The sequence below is a fragment of the Dactylosporangium sp. NPDC005572 genome (assembly GCF_040605515.1).
Classification (GTDB): domain Bacteria; phylum Actinomycetota; class Actinomycetes; order Mycobacteriales; family Micromonosporaceae; genus Dactylosporangium.
This window is the reverse complement of sequence record NZ_JBEXCY010000033.1, coordinates 16,409-37,443: the sequence shown is the minus strand read 5'-3', so window position 1 is coordinate 37,443 and position 21,035 is coordinate 16,409. Positions and strand designations below refer to the sequence as shown.

The following is a 21,035-nucleotide window of genomic DNA, read 5'->3' as shown; positions in this document are numbered from 1 at the left end:
CGGCCGGCCGGTCAGGCGAGGTCCGGGACCAGGATCCGCAGCTTCCCGTCGGCCGTGGCGAGCAGGAGCTCGAGGAGCCCGTCGCCGTCCACGTCGGCCAGCACCGGGTTGTTCACGGCCGCCGGGAACTGTTTCCACCAGAGGATCTCACCGTCGCGCAGGCAGAGCAGGCGGCCGTCGCGGGTGCCGACGAGGAACTCGTCGCGCCCGTCGCCGTCCACGTCGCCGGCCGCCACCGCGCGTTCGGGCACGGTGGGACCGGTGTCGAGGTGCCAGCGTGGTACGCCCGTGGCCGCGTCGAGCGCGACGAACTCACCGTCCCGGGCGACCGCGCCGAGCAGCCACCGCCCCGGCTCGGGTGCGCGCGCCAACGCGGAGCGGCCGGGGAAGTAGCGCCACAGCTCGGTGTTGACCCGCCACACGGTCCGCCCGTCGAGGTCGACGAGTTCCAGGCCGTGGATGCCGTCCGCGCGCAGCAGGGCGGCGGTGCCGCCGTCGGGTGCGGGTATCGCGAGCGGGGTCGTGTAGGCGGCGGTCCAGTCGTTCTCCGCCCGGATCCTGCCGGTTTCGTCGTACAGCCGTAGCCGGCCGTGGTCGTCGGCGGCGATGAGCCAGACGTCGCCGCCCAGCGGCACCACGCCGGGTCGGCTCGGATGGCCGCCGTGCAGCGGGTCGGCGCACAGTTGGGTGCCGTCATCGGCGAACGTGGCCAGCGCGGCGGTGTGCACGCCGGTGTGCAGGTTCGCCAGCAGTCGGAAGGCGAGCCCGTACGGTATCAGCGCCAGGGCAGGCGGCGCGGGAAGCCGGATGGTCGTCGGCTCCGCACTGGTGCCGCCTGGTTCGCGGTGCACGATCACCGCCGGATGGTCGTCGTCCACCGCGGATACGACGAGCCGGTGGGTGCCGCCGTCGTCGCGGTGCAGCGCGGGCAGGCTGCCCGGCACCCGCCAGGCGTTCCCGAGCCGGCCGGGTTCGCCGCGCCCGGGTGTGGCGCCGGTGACCTCGCCGCCCGCCAGGTCGGTCACCACCTCCGGGCCGTGTCCGCGCGTCCAGACCAGGGGCTGGCAGAACCGGCCCGGTGCGGGTACCGGCTGACCGGCGGGGAGCAGGTCGGGGCCGCACCGGCTCACCTGACCGTCCACCGTGGACAGAATGAGCTCGCCCTCGTACCAGTCGGCCCGGGCGTACCGCGGCCCGACCAGCCGCCGCAGCGTGCTGCCGGTCCAGACGTGTATGCCGTCATCGCGCCGCACCAGCAGGCCGGCGGCGCCCGAGGCGTCGCGGACCTCGACCGGGCTGCGCCGGTCGGCGTTGAAGTTGACGTGCTCGGGCAGCACCGAGTCGGACGAGGTGACGAGCGCGGCGTCGGGCAGGGTGGCCAGGGTTTCCAGGGTCGTGCCGTCGACGAGCTCCAGCACGGTCCGGCTGCCCGGTCGGCGTGCGGACTCCCGGCTCACCACCAGTTCGGCGATCGCGTCGCCGTTGAGGTCGTGGCATCCCCAGAAGTACCGGCCCGGCAGCGCCGCCACCGCCCGCTCGGCGAGGCTGTCGCGGCCCGGTTCGGTCCGCGCGCCGGCGGGCAGGTCGAGGACGAGGGTCTGCCACCGGCCGTCCTGCCAGAGGCCGACGACGAGGTCGGGGCGCCCGGCCGTGCGCACGTCGGCGATCGACGTGATCTGCGGGCGCAGCTCGCGATGGTCCTCGGGCCAGTCCTTCTCCACGAAGTGGCCCCACGCGCGGTCGAGGCCGGCGGGGGAGTGGCCGGTCACCGAGACGTACTCCTCGACCTGGCAGCTCACCAGCACGATGCCGAGGCGCGCACCGCCGTCCAGCGGTACCGGCTGGAGCAGGCCGTACGGCCGGGCGCACGGGTAGTCGCCGGGGTCGGGCCGGTAGCTGGTGGCGAGCCGCACGGCGCCGGTGTCCGCGTCGAGGACCGCCTGGTACAGCCGTCCGTCCTCGCGCCCCAGTACGAGCGCTTCGGTGTCCGTGCTGGCATATCCGGTACCGCATCGGCTGGACAGCACGATCTCGGAGCGGCCCGTGCCGGTCACGTCCGCGACGGCGACGGTGGGGCCGAAGCCGGCGTCGTAGCTGTCCCCGTAGTCGACGTCCCACACCACGCGGGGGCGTGCCGGGTCGGTGAACTCTACACAGCGTCCCCGCGTCGAGTAGGTCGGGAAGCACACCCAGTTCAGGGCGCCGGGGGTGCCGAACACCTTGGACGCGCCCGGACCGGCGAGGTTGGCGCGCGCCTCGGTGGACCATTGCCATACCGGCTCGGCGGTGTCCAGGTCGAGTAGGACCACGGTGCGCTCGTCGGTCGTGACGAGCGCGTGCCAGCCTTCGGGCCGCCCGAACCGGCCGGCGTGCAGCACGCGGGTGACGCCGAGCGTGTCCGCGCGCCAGATCGGCGTGCCGTCCCAGCCGGTCGCGGCAAGCGTGCTGCCCGCCTGGACCAGCAACGCTGCGGCGCCGCGGACCCGGACGGTCCGCGCGAACCGCACGTCGCCGCCGGTGTCGAGATGCCACCGCTCGACGGGGGCCGCGTGGAAGCGGCCAGGCAGGTCGGTGCGGGCGAGGTTGCGTCCGTCGCCGCGCGGGGTCCACCATTCCCCGGCGCCCGCGAGGCCGGAGTCCGCCCGTCCGCCGTCGGCCACCGCACCCCCAATGTTGTCTTAAGACAGAGGTTAGGAGGTGGTGCTGCCGCTGTCCAGATCCCGGAAGCGCTGCCGGGCACGCTCCAGGATCGCCCGCATGCACTGCTCGGCGAGCTGGGGGTCGCGCGCCTCCAGGGCCAGCAGCAGCGCCTGGTGCTGCGTGTTCGTCTCGGCGTGGGTCAGTCCGGCGGCCTCGGTGAGCTGCCCGCCGCGGTGCCGCTCGGCGGTGAGCGCCTCGGCGAGCGCGTCCAGGATGGCCTTGAAGAACCGGTTGCGCGAGGCGCGGGCGATCGTGTCGTGGAAGGCCATGTCGAGCTCGACCCGGCGGGTCAGGTCGTCCTCGGCCGCGGCGAGCTCCGTCATGATCTTGCGAAGCTCGGTGATCTCCTCGGTCGTCGCCCGGATCGCGGCGAGGCCGGCGGCCTTGGTCTCCATCGCCAGCCGCAGCTCGAGGAGATCGTCGATGGCCTCCTCGTTGGCGTCGACGGCGAGCCGGAAATAGTCCTCGACGGCGACCGGCCGCAGCCCGCTGACCGTGGCCCGCTTGCCCTGGTGGGTCTCGACGACGCCCTGGTTGGTGAGCGTGCGCAGCGCGTCGCGGACCACCCGCTGGCTGACCCCGTAGCGCCCGGCGAGCTCCGACTCGGAGGGCAGCGGATCGCCGTCGGCCAACCCCTCGGTCTTGATGAGCTCGCGGATCTGCTCCGCGATCTGCGCCCCGAGTGGTACCCGGGTGTGCCGCCACTGCCCCTGCCGTGCCGACGCTCCGATGGTCACGCCGGTCACCCCTTCCCACCTGTGTTCGACCCTAGGTCCGATCTTGGTCCGCTCTCGCCGGACCGCTCGCCGGCCCGGATTCGTTGACTCACGTCAGATCGGGCGTTTCGGCGAGCTTCGGAGAACAGCGTAGCTGGCCGTGAAATAACCCGGAAACCTGAGGTATGACCTAGGGCCGAACTATGGTTGACTCTGACTGTCCGCCTGGCGCGCGGAACAGAGGGAGGGACAATGCGAGTCACCGGTGTCCGTCAGTGGATCGCCGACTTCGGGTTCTACAACGCCATCTACCTGCGGATCGAGACCGACGAGGGCGTGGTCGGCGAGGCCGAGGTGGCGATGCGGCGGCGAACCAGGTCGGTGTCGGCCCTGATCGAGGAGTTGTCCGAGTACCTGATCGGGCGCGACCCGACCCGGATCGAGCAGCACGCCGAGCGCCTGTACCGTGACGCGTTCCTCGGCGGCACCCTGCTCACGATCGGGATCAGCGCGCTCGACCAGGCACTGTGGGACCTCAACGGCCGCGCGCTGGGCGTGCCCGTGCACCGCCTGCTGGGTGGGAAGTTCCGCGACCGGGTTCCGGTGTACACGCATGCGAAGGCGGGCGGCTCGCCGGAGGCGATGGCGGCCGAGGTCAAGGACCGGGTGGACCGCGGCTTCAAGGCCGTGAAGACCACCCTGCCCGGCTTCTACGAGAAGGTGACCAGCGTCCGGCACGACCGCCCGGCGCTGATCCCGGCCCGGCAGACCGAGACGGAACTGCTGCCCACCTGGACGTTCGAGGTGATCGCGGAGTACTTCGCGGCCACCCGGGAGGCGGTCGGCCCGGACATCCACCTGATGCTCGACTGCCACGGCCGGCTCAACGTGGCCAACGCGATCCGCCTGTGCGAGGCGCTGGAGCCCTACAAGCTGACCTTCATCGAGGAGCCCGTACCCGCCGACCGGGTGGACTGGATGCTCGAGGTCAGCCGCCGCACGTCCACCCCGATCGCCGCCGGCGAGCGCTGGGGCAACCACTTCGGCTCGGCCCCGTTCATCGGCGCGCACTCGGTCGCCGTGGTGCAACCGGACGTGGGGATCTGCGGCGGCATCACCGCTGCCCGCAAGATCGCCACGTGCGCGGAGGTGCACGGGTTGTCGATCGCGTTCCACAACCCCTTCGGCCCGCTGCAGAGCGCGGCCACCTGGCAGCTGGCCGCAACGCTGCCCAACCTGCTGATCTCCGAGTCGATGCTCACGCCGAGCCAGCTGGAGTACTGGGACCGGTACACCGAGGACCCGCCCCGGGTGGAGGACGGCGAGTGGGTCGTCACCGACGCGCCGGGCCTCGGGCCGCGGCTGCGGGTCGAGGAGATCGTCAAGCACCCGTTCAAGCCCGAGCTCGACCAGGGAGGTACCCGGTGAACGCGCCGTACCAGCTGCTCATCCACTCCGGGCTGGTCGTCGACGGGTCGGGGAACCCCGGCTTCCAGGCCGCCGTCGGGGTCCGTGACGACCGGGTGTACGTGCTGCGCGGCGACGTGTCGGACGTGCCCGCCGATCGGCGGATCGACGCCCGCGGTCTGGTGGTGGCGCCCGGTTTCATCGACGCGCACTCGCACTCGGACCTGGTGCTGATGGTCGACGGGACGCTCGAGATGAAGGTGCGCCAGGGGGTGACCACCGAGATCCTCGGCGTGGACGGCCTCTCCTATGCCCCGTTCGACGACCCGGCCGACCTGGTGCGGTTCGTCCGGCTCAACGCCGGCATCGCCGGCCACCCGGACCTCGACTACTCCTGGCGCTCCGTGGCCGACCTGCTGGACCGCTACGACGGCAACGCCTCGGTCAACGTGGGGGTCTTCGTGGGCAACACGGCGCCCCGGATCAGCGCGCTGGGCTGGTCGGCCGCGCCCGCCGACGCGGTCGCCCTGGACCGGATGCGCGGCATCGTGCGTGACGCGATGCGCGACGGCGCGCTGGGCCTGTCCACCGGGCTGGACTACCCGCCGGGCAGCCACGCCGACACCGACGAGCTGGTCGAGCTGGCGAAGGAAGCGGCGCGCTTCGGCGGGATCTACCACACGCACGTCCGGTACGGACTGGGCGACACGTACCTCGACCCGTTCCAGGAGGCGCTGGAGATCGGCCGGCGGGCCGGGCTCCCGGTCCAGCTGACGCACTTCTCGCGTTCGTCGCGGGCCACCTACGTGGGTGGTGCGCAGCGGATGCTCGACCTGGTGGACGACGCGCGGTCGGACGGGCTCGACGTCACGTTCGACACGTACCCGTACGAGTGGGGCGGGACGCGACTGGTCCGGCTGCTTCCCGGCTGGTTGCAGGCGGACGGGCCGGACCTGCTGCAGGAGCGGCTGTCCGATCCGGCGCTGCGCGACCGGCTGCGCGCGGAGCTGCACGACAGCGCCGCGGTGCGGCAGTACGCCGCGAGCCGGCCGTTCGTCGACGTCCGGCTGGGCAACCTGAGCGACCCCGCGCACCTGCGGTTCGAGGGCTGGAACCTCGCCGAGGTGGTCACCGAGCTGGGCGGGGACCTCACCGGGACGCTGTGCGACCTGTCGGCCGCCAACCCGGGTGCCACGTTCACCAGGCCCAGCCCGCAGGCGATGACGCTGTGGAAGTTCGTCTGCCATCCACTCGGGATGATCGCCAGCGACGCCGTGCTCATCGGCGCATACCCCAGCCCCCGGGCGTACGGGTGCTTCGCGCGCATCCTGGGCGACTTCGTCCGGGAGGAGCGGCTGCTGTCGCTGCCCGAGGCGATCCGCAAGATGAGCTCGTTCCCGGCGCAGCGGCTCGGGCTGTCCGACCGCGGCCTGCTGCGCGACGGCATGAAGGCCGACCTGGTGGTCTTCGACCCGGCGACCGTCAACGCCCCGGCCAGCTACGAGCGCCCGCGCGAGCTGGCGCAGGGGATGTCCTACGTCGCGGTGAACGGCCGGCTGGTGCTCGACGGGGGCGTGCTCACCGGTGCGACGCCGGGGCGTGCGCTGCGCGGTCCGGGCGCGATCCGCTGAGCCGGGACCGGTCGTGACGGTGGCCGCGCCTCCCACGCCGGGCGGCGCGGCCACCGCCGGGGTCAGCGCCCGGCGAGCAGGCCGGCCAGGGTCTCCCGCTGGGCGGCGGTCAGCGGCTGCAACGGCGTCCGGCTGTAGCCGCCGTGCAGGCCCCGCATGGTCAGCATCTCCCGGTAGATCGCGAGGTCGTTGACCGGGCCGAGCGGCTGCCGCGTGTAGAGGTACTTGATCGGCAGGATGCGCGACCATGCCTCCCGTGCGGCGGGCAGGTCCCCGCGCTGCACGGCCTCCCACAGCGCGACCGCGTCCGGCGTGGCCACGTTGAGGATGCCGCTGACCCAGCCGTGCGCACCGCCGGCCATGCCCTCCAGCGGGGCCATGAAGCTGCCGTAGAACGTGCGGAAGCCGTCGTCGGTGGCCGCCCGTACCTCGTGGACCTGGTGCACGGTCGGGAAGGTGCTCTTCACCGCGTGTGCGACGCCCTCGTGGTACAGCGTGCCGATGTCCTCGGCGGAGAGCGGCTCGGTGCCGGAGTTGGCCGGGTTGTTGTAGATCATCACCGGGATGTCGGCGGCCCGGCCGACCGCCCGGAAGTGCGCCATCACCTCGTCGCGATGCGGTCGCTGGTAGTACGGAAGGATCACGATCGCCCCGGCGGCGCCGGCCTCGCCGGCCGCACGGGTCAGCTCGGCGGTCTCGGCGGTACCGAACGCGCCCGTGCCGGCGATCACCGGCACCCGGCCGGCGACCGCCTTGACCGCGACCTCGAAGAGCCGGCGGCGTTCGCGGCCGGAGAGCGACACGAACTCGCCGCTCGTCCCGGCCACGACCACGCCGTGCGCGCCCTGCCCGACCAGCCAGTCGAGGTGTGCGGCGGTGGCGTCCTCATCGAGGCGGCCGTGCGCGTCGAACATCGTCAGTGCGGCGGGGAAGATCCCGCCCCAGGTGGTGGTGGGTTGCATGACCGTCCTCTCGGTGGCGGCGGGGTGTCACGACCGGATCGGTCGACGCCGACCCCTACGGCGAATCACGGTAGCACCTATGACCTATGTCAAGGGACTTGACCGCCCCTACCTCTCGACCTAATGTCTGCGCTTATCAAGTGGCACTCCAAGGGAGGCGGGATGCGGCCCACGACAGCGTCTGTCGCGGTGTTGTTGCTGGTCGGCGCGGCTGCGCTGGCCGGTTGTAGCGGCTCCGAATCCGGCGGCAACGGCGCCGGCACCGAGATCACCATGTTGCAACCCGAGCCCAGCCAGGGCCTCGACCCCAATGTCGCTGCCGCCGATGCCTCGCGTATCCCGATGGCGATGATGTACGAGACGCTCACCGAGCGGGACGCCGACGGCAAGCTGGTCGGCGCGCTCGCGGAGAAGTGGGAGGCATCTGCGGACAACACCACATACACGTTCACGCTGAACGGCAAGGCGGGCTTCAGCGACGGCTCCCCGGTCACGGCGGAGGACGTCAAGTTCTCGTTCGAGCGGATGAAGACCGGCGACGTGATGAAGGGTCTGCTGTCCACCCTGACCACGGTCGACGTGGTGGACCCGAAGACGGTGAAGTTCACCCTGTCGGCCCCGTCGCGGATCTTCCCGGAGACGGTCAGCCGGCCGGGCAGCGCGGCGATCCTGTCGAAGAAGGCGGTCGAGGCGAAGGCGGACTACTTCACCTCGCCGACCGCGACCTCCGGGCCGTGGAAGCTCACGTCCTACATCCCGAAGGGCAGCGCGATCTTCGAGGTCAACACGAGCTACCCGACGCCGCCGAAGATCACCAAGATCCGGTACACGTTCTCGGAGGACCCCTCGGGGCACGCCGCCGCCATCGAGTCCGGCTCGGGTGACATCGCGAACATCGGATACACCGACGCCGAGCGGCTCAAGAAGAGCGGCGGATCGGTGCAGGTGCTCCAGTCCGACACGCTGGCCCCGCTGTTCTGGGGCTGGGACCGCACCAAGGCCCCGTTCTCGGACAAGAACGTGCGCCAGGCGGTCGCCTACGCGGTCGACCGGGAGGGCCGGCAGACCGCCTGCTGGTCGGGCACCGGCGGCGTCACCTACGGCAACATCCTGCGGCCGTGGGACCCGAACTACGTCGAGATCAGCACGTACAAGACGGCGGCCCGCGCGGAGTCGGTCAGCAAGGCCAAGGCGCTGCTGGACGCGGCCGGCTGGGTGGAAGGCTCCGGGGGCACCCGGACCGCCAAGGGCGTCGCCGGCGTCGCCGACGGCACGCCGTTCAAGGTTTCCGTCCCGTACGAGTCCAACTGGCCGGCGGCCGGGTGTCACGTGCAGGTGCTGCAGCAGAACCTGAAGGACATCGGCATCGAGGTGACCCCCGAGAAGTACGACCCGGCGGCGTACTGGGGCGACGTGGCCAAGGGCAAGTTCACCATGTACCACGGCGGAGCCGGCGCCAGCGGGGCGGCGGACCTGTACCAGAACTGGTTCCGCACCGGCGGTTCGCTCACCGCGCTGACCACCCACCTCGCCGACCCGGCGCTCGACGCGAAGATCGATCGCGCACTCGGCGCAGGTAGCACCGAGGACGCCAAGACCATTTTCAAGGAGTTGGAGCAGTGGCAGGCTGACGAGTTGCCGATGCTGGTGGTCGGCTACCAGTGGCCACAGGTGGCGGTCAGCAAGCGGGTGAAGAACTTCACCGCGCCGCTGGACGACGACTCGTACAGCCTGGTGCGCGCCAGCGTCGGCTGATCCGGTCTCGTGACGGATCGGTGGTGACCGGCACCGGCGCCGGCACCACCGATCCCTGGGAGGAGGGGGCGATGCTCCGGTACGCGATACGAAGGATCCTGCTCGCGGTTCCTTTGCTCTTCGGGCTCTCCGTGCTCTCGTTCGGCTACGTCCGGCTGATTCCGGGCGACCCCATCACCGCGATGCTCGGCGTGAACAGCAATCCCACGGTGGTGGCCCAGCTGCGCGAACGCTTCGGCCTGGATCGCCCGCTGCTCAACCAGTACGGGGACTGGCTGACCGGGATGGTCCGCGGCGATCTCGGCGTCTCCTTCCGCTCCCAGATGCCGATCAGCACGATCATCGTGGATCGCATCCCGGCCACCCTGCAGCTGGCCGGCGCCGCGCTCCTGGTGACACTGCTGATCGCGATCCCGGCCGGCGTCGCCGCCGGCATGCGCCCCGGCTCGCGGCTCGACTCGATGATCACGTCCGCGACGCTGTTCGGCCTCGCGGTGCCGGCGTTCTTCCTGGGCTCGCTCCTCATGCTGCTGCTGGCGCTGAAGCTGCGGCTGGTGCCGTCGCAGGGCTACGTGCCGTTCGCCGACGACCCGGCGCAGAGCCTGCGGCTGACCCTGCTGCCGGCGTTGACGCTCGGCCTCGCGATCAGTCCGTACCTGGCCAGGCTGACCAGGTCCGCGGTGGTCGAGGTCGCCCAGGAGCCGTTCGTTCCGTTCGCCCGCGCGAAGGGCCTGGCACAAAGGAAGATCTCCATCGGATACGTGCTGCGCAACGCGCTGCCCTCGCTGGTCGCGGCGCTCGGCTTGACGATCGCCTCGCTGATCGCCGGCTCGATCGTGGTGGAGGCGCTGTTCAACTGGCCCGGCATGGGCCGGTTGGTGGTCGGCGCGGTCACCGAACGGGACTACGCGATGGTGCAGGCGCTGGTCCTCATCTACGGCGCCCTGTTCATCGTGGTCAATCTGGCCGGCGAGCTGGCACAGGGCCTGCTCGATCCCCGGGTGCGGCTGTCATGACGGCCCCGGCCGCAGCGATCCTCGTCGAGCAGCCCCGGGTCGCGGTACGCCGCCGGGCGCCATTGCGGACCGTCGTCGGCGCCGCGCTCGGCCTGCTGGTGGTGGTCACGATCCTGCTCGGGCCGTGGCTGGTCGGCAAGGACCCGTACGCCATCAATATCGACAACCGGTTCGCCGGGCCGGGCGCGGCACACTGGCTGGGCACCGACGAGCTCGGCCGCGACGTCGCCAGCCGCATCGCGCACGGCGCCCGCTCCACCGCACTCATCGCGCTCGGCGCCGTCGCCATCGCCTCGGCCATCGCGATCCCGCTCGGCGTGCTGACCGGATTTCTCGGCGGCTGGCTGGACCTGGTCGTCACCCGGATCGTCGACCTGTTCTTCGCGATCCCCTCGCTGCTGGTCGCGATCGGGGTGGTCGGGCTCTTCGGCGCCTCGCTGACCACGACCGTGCTCGCGCTGGGACTCTCGTACTGGCCGTTCTACACCCGGCTCGTCCGCTCGGCCGTGGTGGGCATCCGGTCCCGGCCCTACGTCGACGCGGCCCGGGTGCTCGGCGCGTCCCGGCTCCGCGTCATCCGCACCGACATCCTGACCGGCCTGACGCCGCTGGTCCTGGTGCAGACGACCGTGCTGCTCGGGTTCGCCATCCTCGACGAGGCGGCGCTGGGCTTCCTCGGGCTCGGCGTGCAGCCGCCGCAGGCGTCGTGGGGATCGCGCCTGGCGGAGAGCCGCGAGTTCATGCTGTCCCATCCCGAGCTCGCGCTCGTCGCCAGCGTGCCGATCGTGGTCGCGGTGTTCGCCATCAACCTCCTCTCCGACGCGCTGCGCGACCGGCTCGACGAGCGGAGAGTGTCGTGACCGCCGCCGGCGCCGCGGCCGTGCTGGAGGTCAGCGGCCTGACGGTGGAGTTCTCCCTCGGTGGCGGCGTCGCGCGCGCCGTCGACGGCGTCGATCTGAACGTACGGCCGGGCGAGATCGTCGGCATGGTCGGCGAGTCGGGCAGCGGCAAGAGCGTGACGATGCTCGCGCTGCTCGGTCTCGTACCCCGGCCCGGCCGGATCGTCGCCGGCTCGGTACGCCTGCGCGGCAAGGAACTGCGCGATGCCGGCCGGCGGGAGCTGGCGAGCCTGCGCGGCCGGCAGATGGCGCTCATCCCGTCCGACGCCGGTGCCGCACTCAACCCGGTGGCCCGCATCGGCGTACAGGTCGGGGAAGGGCTCTCCGCGCACCTGCCCGAACTGCCGCGCGCCGAGCGGCGGGGCCGGATCCTCGACATCCTCGGCCGGGTCGGCCTGCCCCGCCCGGCGGACCAGGCGCGCCGCTTCCCGCACGAGCTGTCCGGCGGGATGCAGCAACGGGTCGCGGTCGCGATGGGCGTACAGCTCGGACCGGACCTGCTCATCGCCGACGAGCCGACCACCGCGCTGGACGTCACCATCCAGGCGCAGATCCTGCGGCTCCTGCTCGACGTGCGGGAGCAGTCGGGCACCAGCATCCTGTTCGTCACGCACGACATGACCACCGTGGCGGAGATCTGCGACCGGGTGCTCGTCATGTACGCCGGCCAGATCGTCGAGTCGGGCCCCGTCGTCGACGTGTGCACCGCGCCGGCCCACCCGTACACCCGGGCGCTGCTGGCCGCCGTGCCGCCGCTCGGTGGCGAGCCACCCGAACGGCTCACCACGATCCCGGGCTCGCCGCCGGATCCGCGGGCCTGGCCCGCCGGTTGCCGGTTCGCCGAGCGGTGCGCGCTGCGCGCGTCGATGGGCAACCCGTCCGAGTGCACCTCGAAGGCGCCGCCGCTCGTGTCCGTCGCCGACGGCCGGCGCAGCCGCTGCCACTTCAGCGAAGCGGAGGACGCATGACCGAGCCGCTGCTGTCGGTGAAAGGGCTGGTGAAGGAGTTCCACGGGCGTGGCGTCGGCGGCTCCCGGCCGGTCGTCCGGGCGGTCGACGACGTCTCCTTCGACGTGCACCCCGGCGAGGCGCTGGGCCTGGTCGGCGAGAGCGGCTCCGGCAAGACGACGATCGGCCGGCTCATCGTCCGGCTCGAGGAGCCGACCGCGGGCCGCGTCGAGGTGCGCGGGCAGGACGTGCGCCGGCTTGCGGGCCGGGGGCTGCTGCAGTACCGCCGCGACGTCCAGATGATCTTCCAGAACACCCAGGGCGCGTTCAATCCCCGGCGTACCGTGCGGTCGGTCCTCGCCGACGGTTTCCAGATCCACGGCCTGGCGTCGGGCCGGGAGCTCGATGCGCGCATCGGTGACCTCATGCGGCGGGTCGGGCTCAGCCCGGAGATGCTCGACCGGTACCCGCAGCAATTCAGCGGCGGGCAGCGGCAGCGCATCGGCATCGCCCGGGCGCTGGCCCTCGAGCCGGCGCTCGTGGTGGCCGACGAGCCGGTGTCGGCGCTGGACGTCTCGGTGCAGGCCCAGGTGCTGAACCTCTTCGCCGACCTGCGCCGGGACCTGGGGCTCTCGATGCTGTTCATCAGCCACGACCTGCGTGCGGTGTACTTCCTGTGCGAGCGGATCGCTGTGCTGTACCTCGGCCGGCTGGTCGAGATCGGGCCGCGGCGGACGCTGCTGGAGAACCCGGTGCACCCGTACACGCGGGCGCTGGTCGGTTCGATACCGGCCTTCCGCCCCGGCGGTGGCCTCACCCGCGACGTGATCCGCGGCGAGATCTCCGACTCCGAGCCGGTCCCGACGGGCTGCCACTTCGCACCGCGCTGCCAGCTGTGGCGGGAGCTGGACCGGCCGGCCAGGTGCACGCAGGAGCGGCCGCTGCTGCGCCCGGTCACCGGCGGCGGCCTCGCCGCCTGCCACTTCGGGGACACGCCGCCCGACGACCGGACCATCGACGCGGACACCGTCGCCGAAGGAGTTGCGGGAGGAGTGGTATGAGGATCGGCTGGATCGGTACGGGCCTGATGGGGGCGCCGATGGCGGCCCGCCTGATCGAGGCCGGGCACCAGGTCGGCGTGCACAACCGGACCCGCGCCAAGGCGGAGCCGCTGCTCGCCCTCGGCGCCGAGTGGGCCGGCTCCGTCGCCGGGGCGGCCCGGGACCGGGACGTGGTCGTCACGATGCTGTCGTACCCGCAGGACGTGGCGGCGGCGTACGAGGCGCCGGACGGCATTCTCGCCGCCGCCGCGCCCGGCACGATCGCGATCGACATGTCCACCTCGTCGCCCGGGCTGGCCCGCCGCCTGGCGGAGCTCGCCGCCGGCGGGCCGCTCGCCGCGGTACTGGACGCTCCGGTGAGCGGAGGCCCGGCCGGGGCGCGCGGCGGCACGCTGTCCATCTTCGTGGGGGGCGACGCCGGCGCGCTCGCCCGGATCCAGCCGCTCCTCGCCGTGCTCGGCACGACCGTGGTGCACCACGGCCCCGCCGGCAGCGGCCAGGCGGCCAAGCTGGTCAACCAGGCGCTGGTGGCCAACGTGACGCAGGGCATCTGCGAGGCGTTCGCCGCGGCCGAGGCGGCCGGGCTGGAGCCCGACCGGGTGCTGGAGTCCCTGCGGGTCGGGGTGGCCGGCTCGCCGCTGCTCGACTTCGCCTGGACCCGCCTCGCCGCGGGCGACCTGGAGCCCGGGTTCAAGGTGGCGCACCTGGCCAAGGACCTCCGGCTGGCCCTCGACGAGGTCGGCGACGCCCGCGAGCTGCCGGGAACGGCCCAGGTGTACGCGCTGTGCCAGGCGGTCGTCGACGCGCTCGGCGGCGACCGCGGCACGCAGGCCCTCATCACGACGACCAGGAACAGTAGAGGCACGCAATCATGCTGACCCTGCCCGGCCGGTACTACCGGCTCCACCCGTCCTTCGACAATCCGCTCGGCCACGCCGAGGAGCAGTTGGAGCTGGACCCGGCGCGCACCGGCTTTCTCATCGTCGACGCGTACGGCCGCGGCTTCGACGACGATGACGACGCGGGGGAGGGGCGGACCGGCATCTATACGCCCGACCCGGTGATCAGGCGGATCGTCCGCGAGCACATCGTGCCGGCCCGTGACGCCGCCCGCCGGGCCGGCCTGCCGGTCGTCCACGTCACCAACCACCTCTCGCCCGGCCTCGCCGAGAGCACCGAGTGGCGCAACCTCTCCATGCGTACGTGCGACGTGGACGTGCTGGAAGCCTGGCGGGAGCCCAACGACGTCCTGGTCTACTCCGACGTCGTCGCGCCCGGCCCGGGCGAGCCGCTGATCCGCAAGCAGATGTACAGCGGCTTCTACGAGACCACGCTGGACTCCACGCTGCGGGCACGCGACGTCAAGGATCTCGTGGTGGTCGGCTTCGACAGCCGGATCTGCCTCGGCAACACGGTCACCGAGGCGATGTACCGCGGGTACCGCGTCATCGTGCTGCGCGACTGTGTGCGCACCTTCGAGTACCCGGAGACCCGCGAGGGCGAGCTCGCCAACCTGCTGGCGATCCGGTACATCGAGTCGAACGTCGGGTACACGGCCACGTCGGAGGAGTTCATCGCATCCTGTGCCCGCCTGGTGCCCGGCGATGGGTGAGCCGGGGATCGTCGACTGTCACGTCCACGTCGGCCTCACCAAGTACCGTCCGGTCGAGGACTACCGGGACAGCATGCGCCGGTGCGGCATCGACCGGGCCGTGCTCGTGCAGTACCTCGGCAATGCCGACAACGCCTACCTGGAGCGGGTCGTCCAGGAGGATCCCGAGGTGTTCACCGGGATCGGGCTGGTAGACCCGGACGACCCCGCGGCACCGGGGCGGATCGACGGGCTGGCGCGGCGAGGTGTGCTCGGCGGGGTCCGCCTGCCGGCGCGGGTGCGTGGCGACGTCTGGAAGGCGATGGACGCGCACGGCCTGACGGCGAGCGTCACCGGCCCGTTCACCGACGTCGTCGACGACACGTTCCTCGACGTGGTGGACCACCACCCGGGCGTGCACTTCCGGCTGGAGCATCTCGGCTGGCTGCGGTTCGCCGACGACCCCGCACCGTACCCCGGGTTCCGGCGGTTCCGGCGGCTGGCCGAGCGGCCGAACACGTCGGCCTCGTGGTCGGGCTTCTTCCTCAACGCCGCCACCCCGTACCCCTACCCGGACGCCGTACCGTACCTGCGGATGTGCCTGGCCGCCTTCGGTGCCGACCGTCTCATGTGGAGCGGCGACTGGAACCGGGCCGGCGGTACGGACGCCGACTACGCCGCCGCCGTCGCGCACGTGACCGACCACATGACGTTCCTCGGTCCGGACGAGCGGGACCGGGTGCTCGGCCGCAGCGCCGCCACGATCCTCGGGAGGCCATCATGGGTGTAGGAATCCTCGGCCCGGGCGCGATCGGCGCCTGTCACGCCCGGGCGGTCCGGGCCGCCGGTGGCCGGATCGTCGCGGTGGCGGGCCCGAAACCCGAGGAGAACGCCGAGTTCTCGGCCGAGCACGACATTCCCCGCTCCTATGTGGACACCGACGGGCTGCTGGCGGACGACGAGATCGACGCGATCATCGTCGCCGCGCCGAGCCCGGTACACGCCGCGTTGAGCGTCGCCGCGCTGCGTGCCGGCAAGCACGTTCTGTGCGAGATCCCGGCCGGTGTCTCGCTCGCGGAGGCCGAACTGGTGGCGCAGGTCGCCGCGGAGACCGGCCGGCACGTGGCGATGGGCCACACGCTGCGGTTCTGGGCGCCGCACCTGGAGGTCCGCGCCCGTGTGGAGCGCGGGGAGCTGCGGCTGCGCCACATCATCGCCCGCTCGCTGCAGCTGCGGCAGAGCAACGTCGGCTGGACCGGGCGGACCCGGGACTGGACCGACAGCGTGCTCTGGCACCAAGGTGCGCACCTCGCGGACACGGCACTGTGGCTGCTCGACGCGACCGAGGCCAAGGTGTACGGCGGCTGCGGCCCGGACTGGCCCGGCAGCGGCGGCCCGATGGACGTCGGCGCGGTGCTCGTCACCCCGTCCGGTGACATGGCCACGCTGTCGTTGTCCTACCACTCCCGCGAACCGGTCAGCGACTACGTGCTGATCGCGGAGGACCAGACGTTGCACATCAATGACGGCCGCCTCTACGGGCCCGACGGCGTCATCGTCGACTCGGCCGGTGTGGCGGCCACCCAGGACGCGGCGATCGAGGCGCAGGACGCTGATTTCCTCGCCGCCGTCGCCGAGGGTCGCACCCCGCGCTGCACGGTGGCAGACGTGCTGCCGGCGATGCGGGTGCTTGACGCCTTGGAGCACGCCTCGTAACCGAGAAGACAAGGAGTTCGTATGCGCCGACTCGTCTTCCATTTCTCAACCTGTCTCGTGGTGGCAGCAGCCGCCGGCCTGGCCGGCGCGGCACCGGCGGCGGCGAACCCGCCCGCAGTAGGCAATGTCATCGTCCTCTCCGGCGGCACGGTGCTGCCGGTCAACAAGGTGACCGGCAGCACGACGGTCAGCGCCGTCGGATTCGAGCTCACCGGCGGCACGCTGCGCGCCGTCGACCAGTCCGGCACTCAGCTGTGGACGGCGAGCACCACCGGATACGGCCCGTACGGTGGGTTCGACTACGACGGCGACGGATGGCCCGACGTGTTCGTCGTGGTTTCCGCACTGACCGGCAACATGTGTGGCACCACCCCGGAGCAGACCACGACGCTGTACTTCTACAGTGGACGGACCGGGGTGCGGCAGACGCCCCTGTCGCCGCTCACCGACCTCTGCTGGAACTTCGGCAGCACGATCTACCCGACCCGCCAGTGGACCGAGATGGGTGTGCTGTGGGGCGGCACGACGAGCAAGATCGCGGTGTCGCCGTACTATGCCGGCACCTCCTGGTTCTTCGGCTTCAACGGCACCTCGTTCACCACGGACGGGGCGCTCTACTTCCCGTCGACGTCGTCGTACGACGGCACGTACACCAACGCGCAGCTGAACACCTACCCGACCGGGACGAAGTACATCACCAACTCCCACGTTGCCAACGGGCTCATCACCAGCGTGTCGGGGCAGCAGCGGCTCGTGTTCTGGACGTCGGGACGGGTCGTGCAGTATGCGGTCGGGGCGTTGAGCGCGAGCCAGCTCGCCGCCGACCGGCCCTACCTGACCGGTGGCCGTACGGACATCGCCGGGCGTAACTACGGCGTCGTCGCCGTCGACCCCGGCAACGCCGACAAGGTGGTGCTGGTCTCCGGTACCAGCAACTATTCCCTGTACCTGGACCGGCTCTCCGGCACGATGAGCCGCGACCCGTGGGGCGGCATCGAACGGCACGTCTCGGTCTACAGTCTCGGCGGCAACACGATCGACGACCGGTTCTACTCGTACGCACACGACAACAGCGACGGCAACAAGTACGAGAACCGGGTGTCGTACCCGGCGAATCCGTTCGTCCGTACCGGGGGCACGTCCCGGATCGCGTACAACGTCTACAGCGGCGGGCACTGGTACCTGCACATCTCCGATCCCGGCGCGACGACCGACCGCTACGCCATCAAGGACCAGTTCCTCTGGGACATCGCCGACGTCGACGGCGACGGCGTGGACGACTGGCTGGTCTCCCCGACGCGGGATCCCGGCGAGCCGGATGTGCCCGGCTACTACTTCCCGAAGTGGAAGACCAACATGTACCACTGGACGGAGTCGACCGCGACGCTGACGAACTTCCGTAGCGAGACCGGGTACATCCCGCACTTCCAGGAGATGTTCAACCGGGCGACCGCCACCTCCAGCGACGGGTACCTGACGCCCGCGCAGACGTACATGGACGGCGGCCAGCTCAAGCTCATGATGATCAACAGCGCGGGTGCCGTCTCGGCCCGCTGAACCGGCCGTGCCCCGCCCAGGCGTTCTGGGCGGGGCACGGCGACAGCCGCCACCGGTCACGCGGACCGGCGAAACCGATGTGACACAACACCTGTACGGCAAGGCAACAATCGCCGGGTCTACTTCTGTTCAACTAGGGTTCCCCGTAGTGGACAGAGGTGGGTTGCCGTGGCGGACCGGTACGAAGCGCTGAAAGGCCTCACAGACCAGCACCAGACCCGATTCATCCTGGCGACCTTCGTCGACCTCGACGGCAAGCCGTGCGCCAAGCTGGTGCCGGTCGAGGCGCTGGAGGCGCTCGCCACCGAGGGTGTCGGTTTCGCCGGCTATGCCGCGGGCGCGCTCGGCCAGCAGCCCTGCGACCCCGACATCATGGCGATTCCCGACCCGGCCAGCTTCGCCGCGCTGCCGTTCCTGCGCGACGGGCTCGCCATGGTGCACTGCGACCCGCACGTCGAGGGCAGCCCGTGGCCCTACGCGCCACGCGTCATCCTCCAGGCCGTCCTCGCCGACCTGCGGGAGAAGGGCTACGCCGCGCATGTCGGCGCCGAGATCGAGTACTTCCTGCTCAACCGGGACGTGAGCGGTGGCCTGCGCACCGCCGACGCCGACGACCGGGCCGCCCAGCCCTGCTACGACGCTCGCGGCGTGACCCGCATGTACGACCACCTCACCGCGGTCTCCACCGCCATGAACGGCCTCGGCTGGGGCAACTACGCCAACGACCACGAAGACGCGAACGGCCAGTTCGAGCAGAACTTCACGTTCGCCGACGCGCTCACCACCGCCGATCGGGTGATCACCGCCCGCTATCTGATCCAGATGCTGGCAGAGCAGCGCGGCATGCTCGCCACCTTCATGCCGAAGCCGTTCACCGACCGTACCGGCAACGGCCTGCACCTGCACATGTCACTGTGGTCCGGGGCCGAACCGCTCTTTCCGGACGACGCCGACCAGCGCGGTCTCGGGCTCTCCGAGCTGGCGTACTACTTCGTCGGCGGGGTCCTGGAGCACGCGCCGGGCCTGCTGTCGGTGCTCGCGCCGACCGTCAACTCCTACAAGCGGCGCGGCGCCGTCTCCACCAACTCCGGTGCCACCTGGGCGCCGAACCGGGCCAGCTACGGCGGCAACGATCGCACCCACCTGATCCGCGTCCCCGACCGCAACCGCATCGAGGTGCGCGGCGGCGACGGCTCCGCCAACCCGTACCTGGCCATCGCCGCCCTGCTCACCGCCGGCCTCGACGGCATGGAGCGCAAGGTCGATCCCGGCGACCCGTCCGGCCCCGGGCAGCACCCGGCCGGCGCCGTCCCGCTGCCGATCACGCTCCTGCACGCCGTCGACGCGCTGCACGCCGACCCGATCGTGCAGCGCGCCCTCGACGCCGCCGGTCCCGGCGTCGCCGGCTACTTCGCCGACCGCAAGCGCGACGAGTTCCTCGTCTGGCACAACACCGTCACCGGCTGGGAGACCAACCGGTACCTGACCGCCGTCTAGCACGCACCGAAGGAGGTACCGACATGTGCGGAATCGTCGGCCTGCACCTGCGCGACGACGTGCTGCAGCCCCGGCTCGGCGCGCTGCTGCGCGGCATGCTCCACCAGGTCTCGGAGCGCGGCCCCGACTCGGCCGGCATCGCCGTCTACGGCGACGACACCCTCGCCCCGCAGGGCCGCGCCACCGTCGCCCTGCTGGGCACGACGGTCGCGGAGGCGCAGGCGGCCGTCCAGGGCGTGACGGCGGTCGAACGCGGGGGAGTGGTGCTCCTCAGCGCCGCGATCCCGACGGCGCTGCTGGCCGCGCAGGTCCGGGCGGCCCTGCCGCATGCGCTGATCGCCGGTCGCGGCCCCGGTCTCGCCGTGCTCAAGGGCGTCGGTCATCCGATGGCCGTGGCCGATCGCTTCGGCCTGGACTCGATCACCGGCTACCAGGCCGTCGCGCACACCCGGATGGCGACCGAGTCCGCCGTCACGCCCGAGGGCTGCCACCCGTTCTCCGTCGAGGACGGCGTCTGCCTCGTGCACAACGGCTCATTCGCCAACCACGCCACGATCCGCCGCGAGCTGATCGGCGACGGCGTCACCTTCGACAGCGACAACGACTCCGAGGTCGGCGCCCGGTTCCTCGCCCACCGGCTCAGCCAGGGCGACGACGTGGAGAAGGCGCTGCGGCTGCTCTGCGAGCGCTTCGACGGTTTCTACACCCTGCTCGTCTCGACCGCCGACAGCTTCGCGGTGGTGCGCGACGCCGTCGCCTGCAAGCCGGCCCTGATCGCCGAGACCGACCGCTGGGTCGCGATGGCCTCCGAGTACCGCGCGCTCGCCGCGCTGCCCGGCATCGAAACCGCCCGCGTCTTCGAACCCCAGCCGGAGGAGGTCTACTCGTGGACACGCTGACCGTCGACCTCGACCGTTCGCCGGTACGGGAAGCGAACCGCACCCTCCGCGAACTGACGGACGGTGCCGCGGTCCGGCTGGCGAACCCGATGGGCCGGCACAACCTCGCCGTCGGCCTCGACGCCGACGTCACCGTCACGATCGACGGCGCGGCCGGGTACTACGCCGGCGGCCTCGGCAAGCGCGCCACGGTGATCGTCAACGGACCGGCGGGCTGGGGCGCCGGCGAGAACCTGATGTCCGGTCTGGTGCATGTCAAAGGTGACGCCAGTCAGAGCGCCGCGTCCTGCGCACACGGCGGCACGGTCGTGGTCGACGGCGACGCCTCACTGCGTGCCGCGATCTCGCTCAAGGGCGGCACCCTCGCCGTCGGTGGCGACGTCGGGCCGTACTGCGCCTTCCTCGCCCAGGCCGGCACCGTCCTGATCGGCGGCGACGCCGGCGCCCACCTCGGCGACTCCCTCTACGAGGCGGTCATCTACGTGGCCGGGAAGATCCGCAGCCTCGGCACCGACGCCCGGGTCGAGGAGCTGACCGAGACCGACGTCGCCCGGGTGCGCGAACTGGCCGCCCGCTGCGGCTTCGACCACATCGATCCGGAGAACGTCACCCGGGTGGCGTCGGCCCGCCAGCTCTACCACTTCGACACCCATGCGCACGACGCGTACTGACCGGGAGGCC

The 21,035-nt window shown here is 71.7% G+C and carries 18 protein-coding genes; 15 read left to right on the top strand and 3 right to left on the bottom strand.

Translation table 11 applies throughout. The features are described 5' to 3' along the window. Positions 1–11 precede the first annotated feature (11 nt). Positions 12–2,660, bottom strand: coding sequence for a PQQ-binding-like beta-propeller repeat protein (locus tag ABZS66_RS18775; protein WP_354759165.1), 2,649 nt, complete (start codon positions 2,658–2,660; stop codon positions 12–14). Between the two features lie 30 nt (positions 2,661–2,690). After that, positions 2,691–3,437 carry a FadR/GntR family transcriptional regulator gene (locus ABZS66_RS18770; RefSeq protein WP_354759163.1) on the bottom strand — a complete coding sequence of 249 codons (747 nt, stop codon included), beginning with the start codon at positions 3,435–3,437 and terminating at the stop codon, positions 2,691–2,693. Between the two features lie 231 nt (positions 3,438–3,668). On the opposite strand from ABZS66_RS18770, the gene ABZS66_RS18765 reads away from it, so the two are divergent. Together ABZS66_RS18765 and ABZS66_RS18760 are read left to right on the top strand one after the other, a co-directional pair. After that, positions 3,669–4,844, top strand: coding sequence for a mandelate racemase/muconate lactonizing enzyme family protein (locus tag ABZS66_RS18765; protein ID WP_354759161.1), 1,176 nt, complete (start codon positions 3,669–3,671; stop codon positions 4,842–4,844). Beyond that, positions 4,841–6,454, top strand: coding sequence for a D-aminoacylase (locus ABZS66_RS18760; RefSeq protein ID WP_354759159.1), 1,614 nt, complete (start codon positions 4,841–4,843; stop codon positions 6,452–6,454). The genes ABZS66_RS18765 and ABZS66_RS18760 overlap by 4 nt, the downstream gene beginning before the upstream one ends. 62 nt (positions 6,455–6,516) lie before the next feature. Here ABZS66_RS18760 and ABZS66_RS18755 read toward each other — a convergent pair whose 3' ends face one another. Continuing rightward, the gene (locus ABZS66_RS18755; RefSeq protein WP_354759157.1) at positions 6,517–7,416 is read right to left on the bottom strand and encodes a dihydrodipicolinate synthase family protein; all 900 of its coding nucleotides are present in this window, start codon (positions 7,414–7,416) and stop codon (positions 6,517–6,519) included. 162 nt (positions 7,417–7,578) lie between these two features. On the opposite strand from ABZS66_RS18755, the gene ABZS66_RS18750 reads away from it, so the two are divergent. The 13 genes from ABZS66_RS18750 (at position 7,579) to ABZS66_RS18690 (ending at position 21,025) form a co-directional block, all read left to right on the top strand. Then, a complete protein-coding gene (locus tag ABZS66_RS18750; protein ID WP_354759155.1) occupies positions 7,579–9,171 on the top strand; it encodes an ABC transporter substrate-binding protein in 1,593 nt (530 codons plus the stop codon). 23 nt (positions 9,172–9,194) lie between these two features. Next, the gene (locus ABZS66_RS18745) at positions 9,195–10,187 is read left to right on the top strand and encodes an ABC transporter permease (RefSeq protein WP_354759153.1); all 993 of its coding nucleotides are present in this window, start codon (positions 9,195–9,197) and stop codon (positions 10,185–10,187) included. Further along, the gene (locus ABZS66_RS18740; protein WP_354759151.1) at positions 10,184–11,047 is read left to right on the top strand and encodes an ABC transporter permease; all 864 of its coding nucleotides are present in this window, start codon (positions 10,184–10,186) and stop codon (positions 11,045–11,047) included. Before ABZS66_RS18745 ends, ABZS66_RS18740 begins: the two co-directional genes overlap by 4 nt. Next, complete coding sequence (locus ABZS66_RS18735) at positions 11,044–12,054, top strand: ABC transporter ATP-binding protein (protein WP_354759149.1); 1,011 nt, start codon at positions 11,044–11,046, stop codon at positions 12,052–12,054. Before ABZS66_RS18740 ends, ABZS66_RS18735 begins: the two co-directional genes overlap by 4 nt. Continuing rightward, positions 12,051–13,094, top strand: a complete 1,044-nt coding sequence (locus ABZS66_RS18730) for an ABC transporter ATP-binding protein (protein WP_354759147.1) — start codon at positions 12,051–12,053, stop codon at positions 13,092–13,094. The genes ABZS66_RS18735 and ABZS66_RS18730 overlap by 4 nt, the downstream gene beginning before the upstream one ends. After that, complete coding sequence (locus ABZS66_RS18725) at positions 13,091–13,972, top strand: NAD(P)-dependent oxidoreductase (protein ID WP_354759145.1); 882 nt, start codon at positions 13,091–13,093, stop codon at positions 13,970–13,972. Before ABZS66_RS18730 ends, ABZS66_RS18725 begins: the two co-directional genes overlap by 4 nt. Then, the gene (locus ABZS66_RS18720) at positions 13,966–14,706 is read left to right on the top strand and encodes an isochorismatase family cysteine hydrolase (protein WP_354759143.1); all 741 of its coding nucleotides are present in this window, start codon (positions 13,966–13,968) and stop codon (positions 14,704–14,706) included. The genes ABZS66_RS18725 and ABZS66_RS18720 overlap by 7 nt, the downstream gene beginning before the upstream one ends. After that, positions 14,699–15,475, top strand: a complete 777-nt coding sequence (locus tag ABZS66_RS18715) for an amidohydrolase family protein (RefSeq protein WP_354759141.1) — start codon at positions 14,699–14,701, stop codon at positions 15,473–15,475. The genes ABZS66_RS18720 and ABZS66_RS18715 overlap by 8 nt, the downstream gene beginning before the upstream one ends. Further along, on the top strand, positions 15,466–16,401 hold the full coding sequence (locus ABZS66_RS18710) for a Gfo/Idh/MocA family oxidoreductase (protein WP_354759139.1): 936 nt from the start codon (positions 15,466–15,468) through the stop codon (positions 16,399–16,401). The genes ABZS66_RS18715 and ABZS66_RS18710 overlap by 10 nt, the downstream gene beginning before the upstream one ends. A 21-nt stretch (positions 16,402–16,422) precedes the next feature. Further along, positions 16,423–17,958 carry a hypothetical protein gene (locus ABZS66_RS18705; RefSeq protein WP_354759137.1) on the top strand — a complete coding sequence of 512 codons (1,536 nt, stop codon included), beginning with the start codon at positions 16,423–16,425 and terminating at the stop codon, positions 17,956–17,958. 168 nt (positions 17,959–18,126) lie between these two features. After that, positions 18,127–19,455: a type III glutamate--ammonia ligase gene (glnT, locus tag ABZS66_RS18700; RefSeq protein ID WP_354759135.1), complete on the top strand. Its 1,329-nt coding sequence runs from the start codon at positions 18,127–18,129 to the stop codon at positions 19,453–19,455. Between the two features lie 23 nt (positions 19,456–19,478). Beyond that, complete coding sequence (locus ABZS66_RS18695; protein WP_354759133.1) at positions 19,479–20,354, top strand: hypothetical protein; 876 nt, start codon at positions 19,479–19,481, stop codon at positions 20,352–20,354. Then, positions 20,342–21,025 carry a hypothetical protein gene (locus ABZS66_RS18690; RefSeq protein WP_354759131.1) on the top strand — a complete coding sequence of 228 codons (684 nt, stop codon included), beginning with the start codon at positions 20,342–20,344 and terminating at the stop codon, positions 21,023–21,025. Before ABZS66_RS18695 ends, ABZS66_RS18690 begins: the two co-directional genes overlap by 13 nt. Positions 21,026–21,035: the final 10 nt, after the last annotated feature.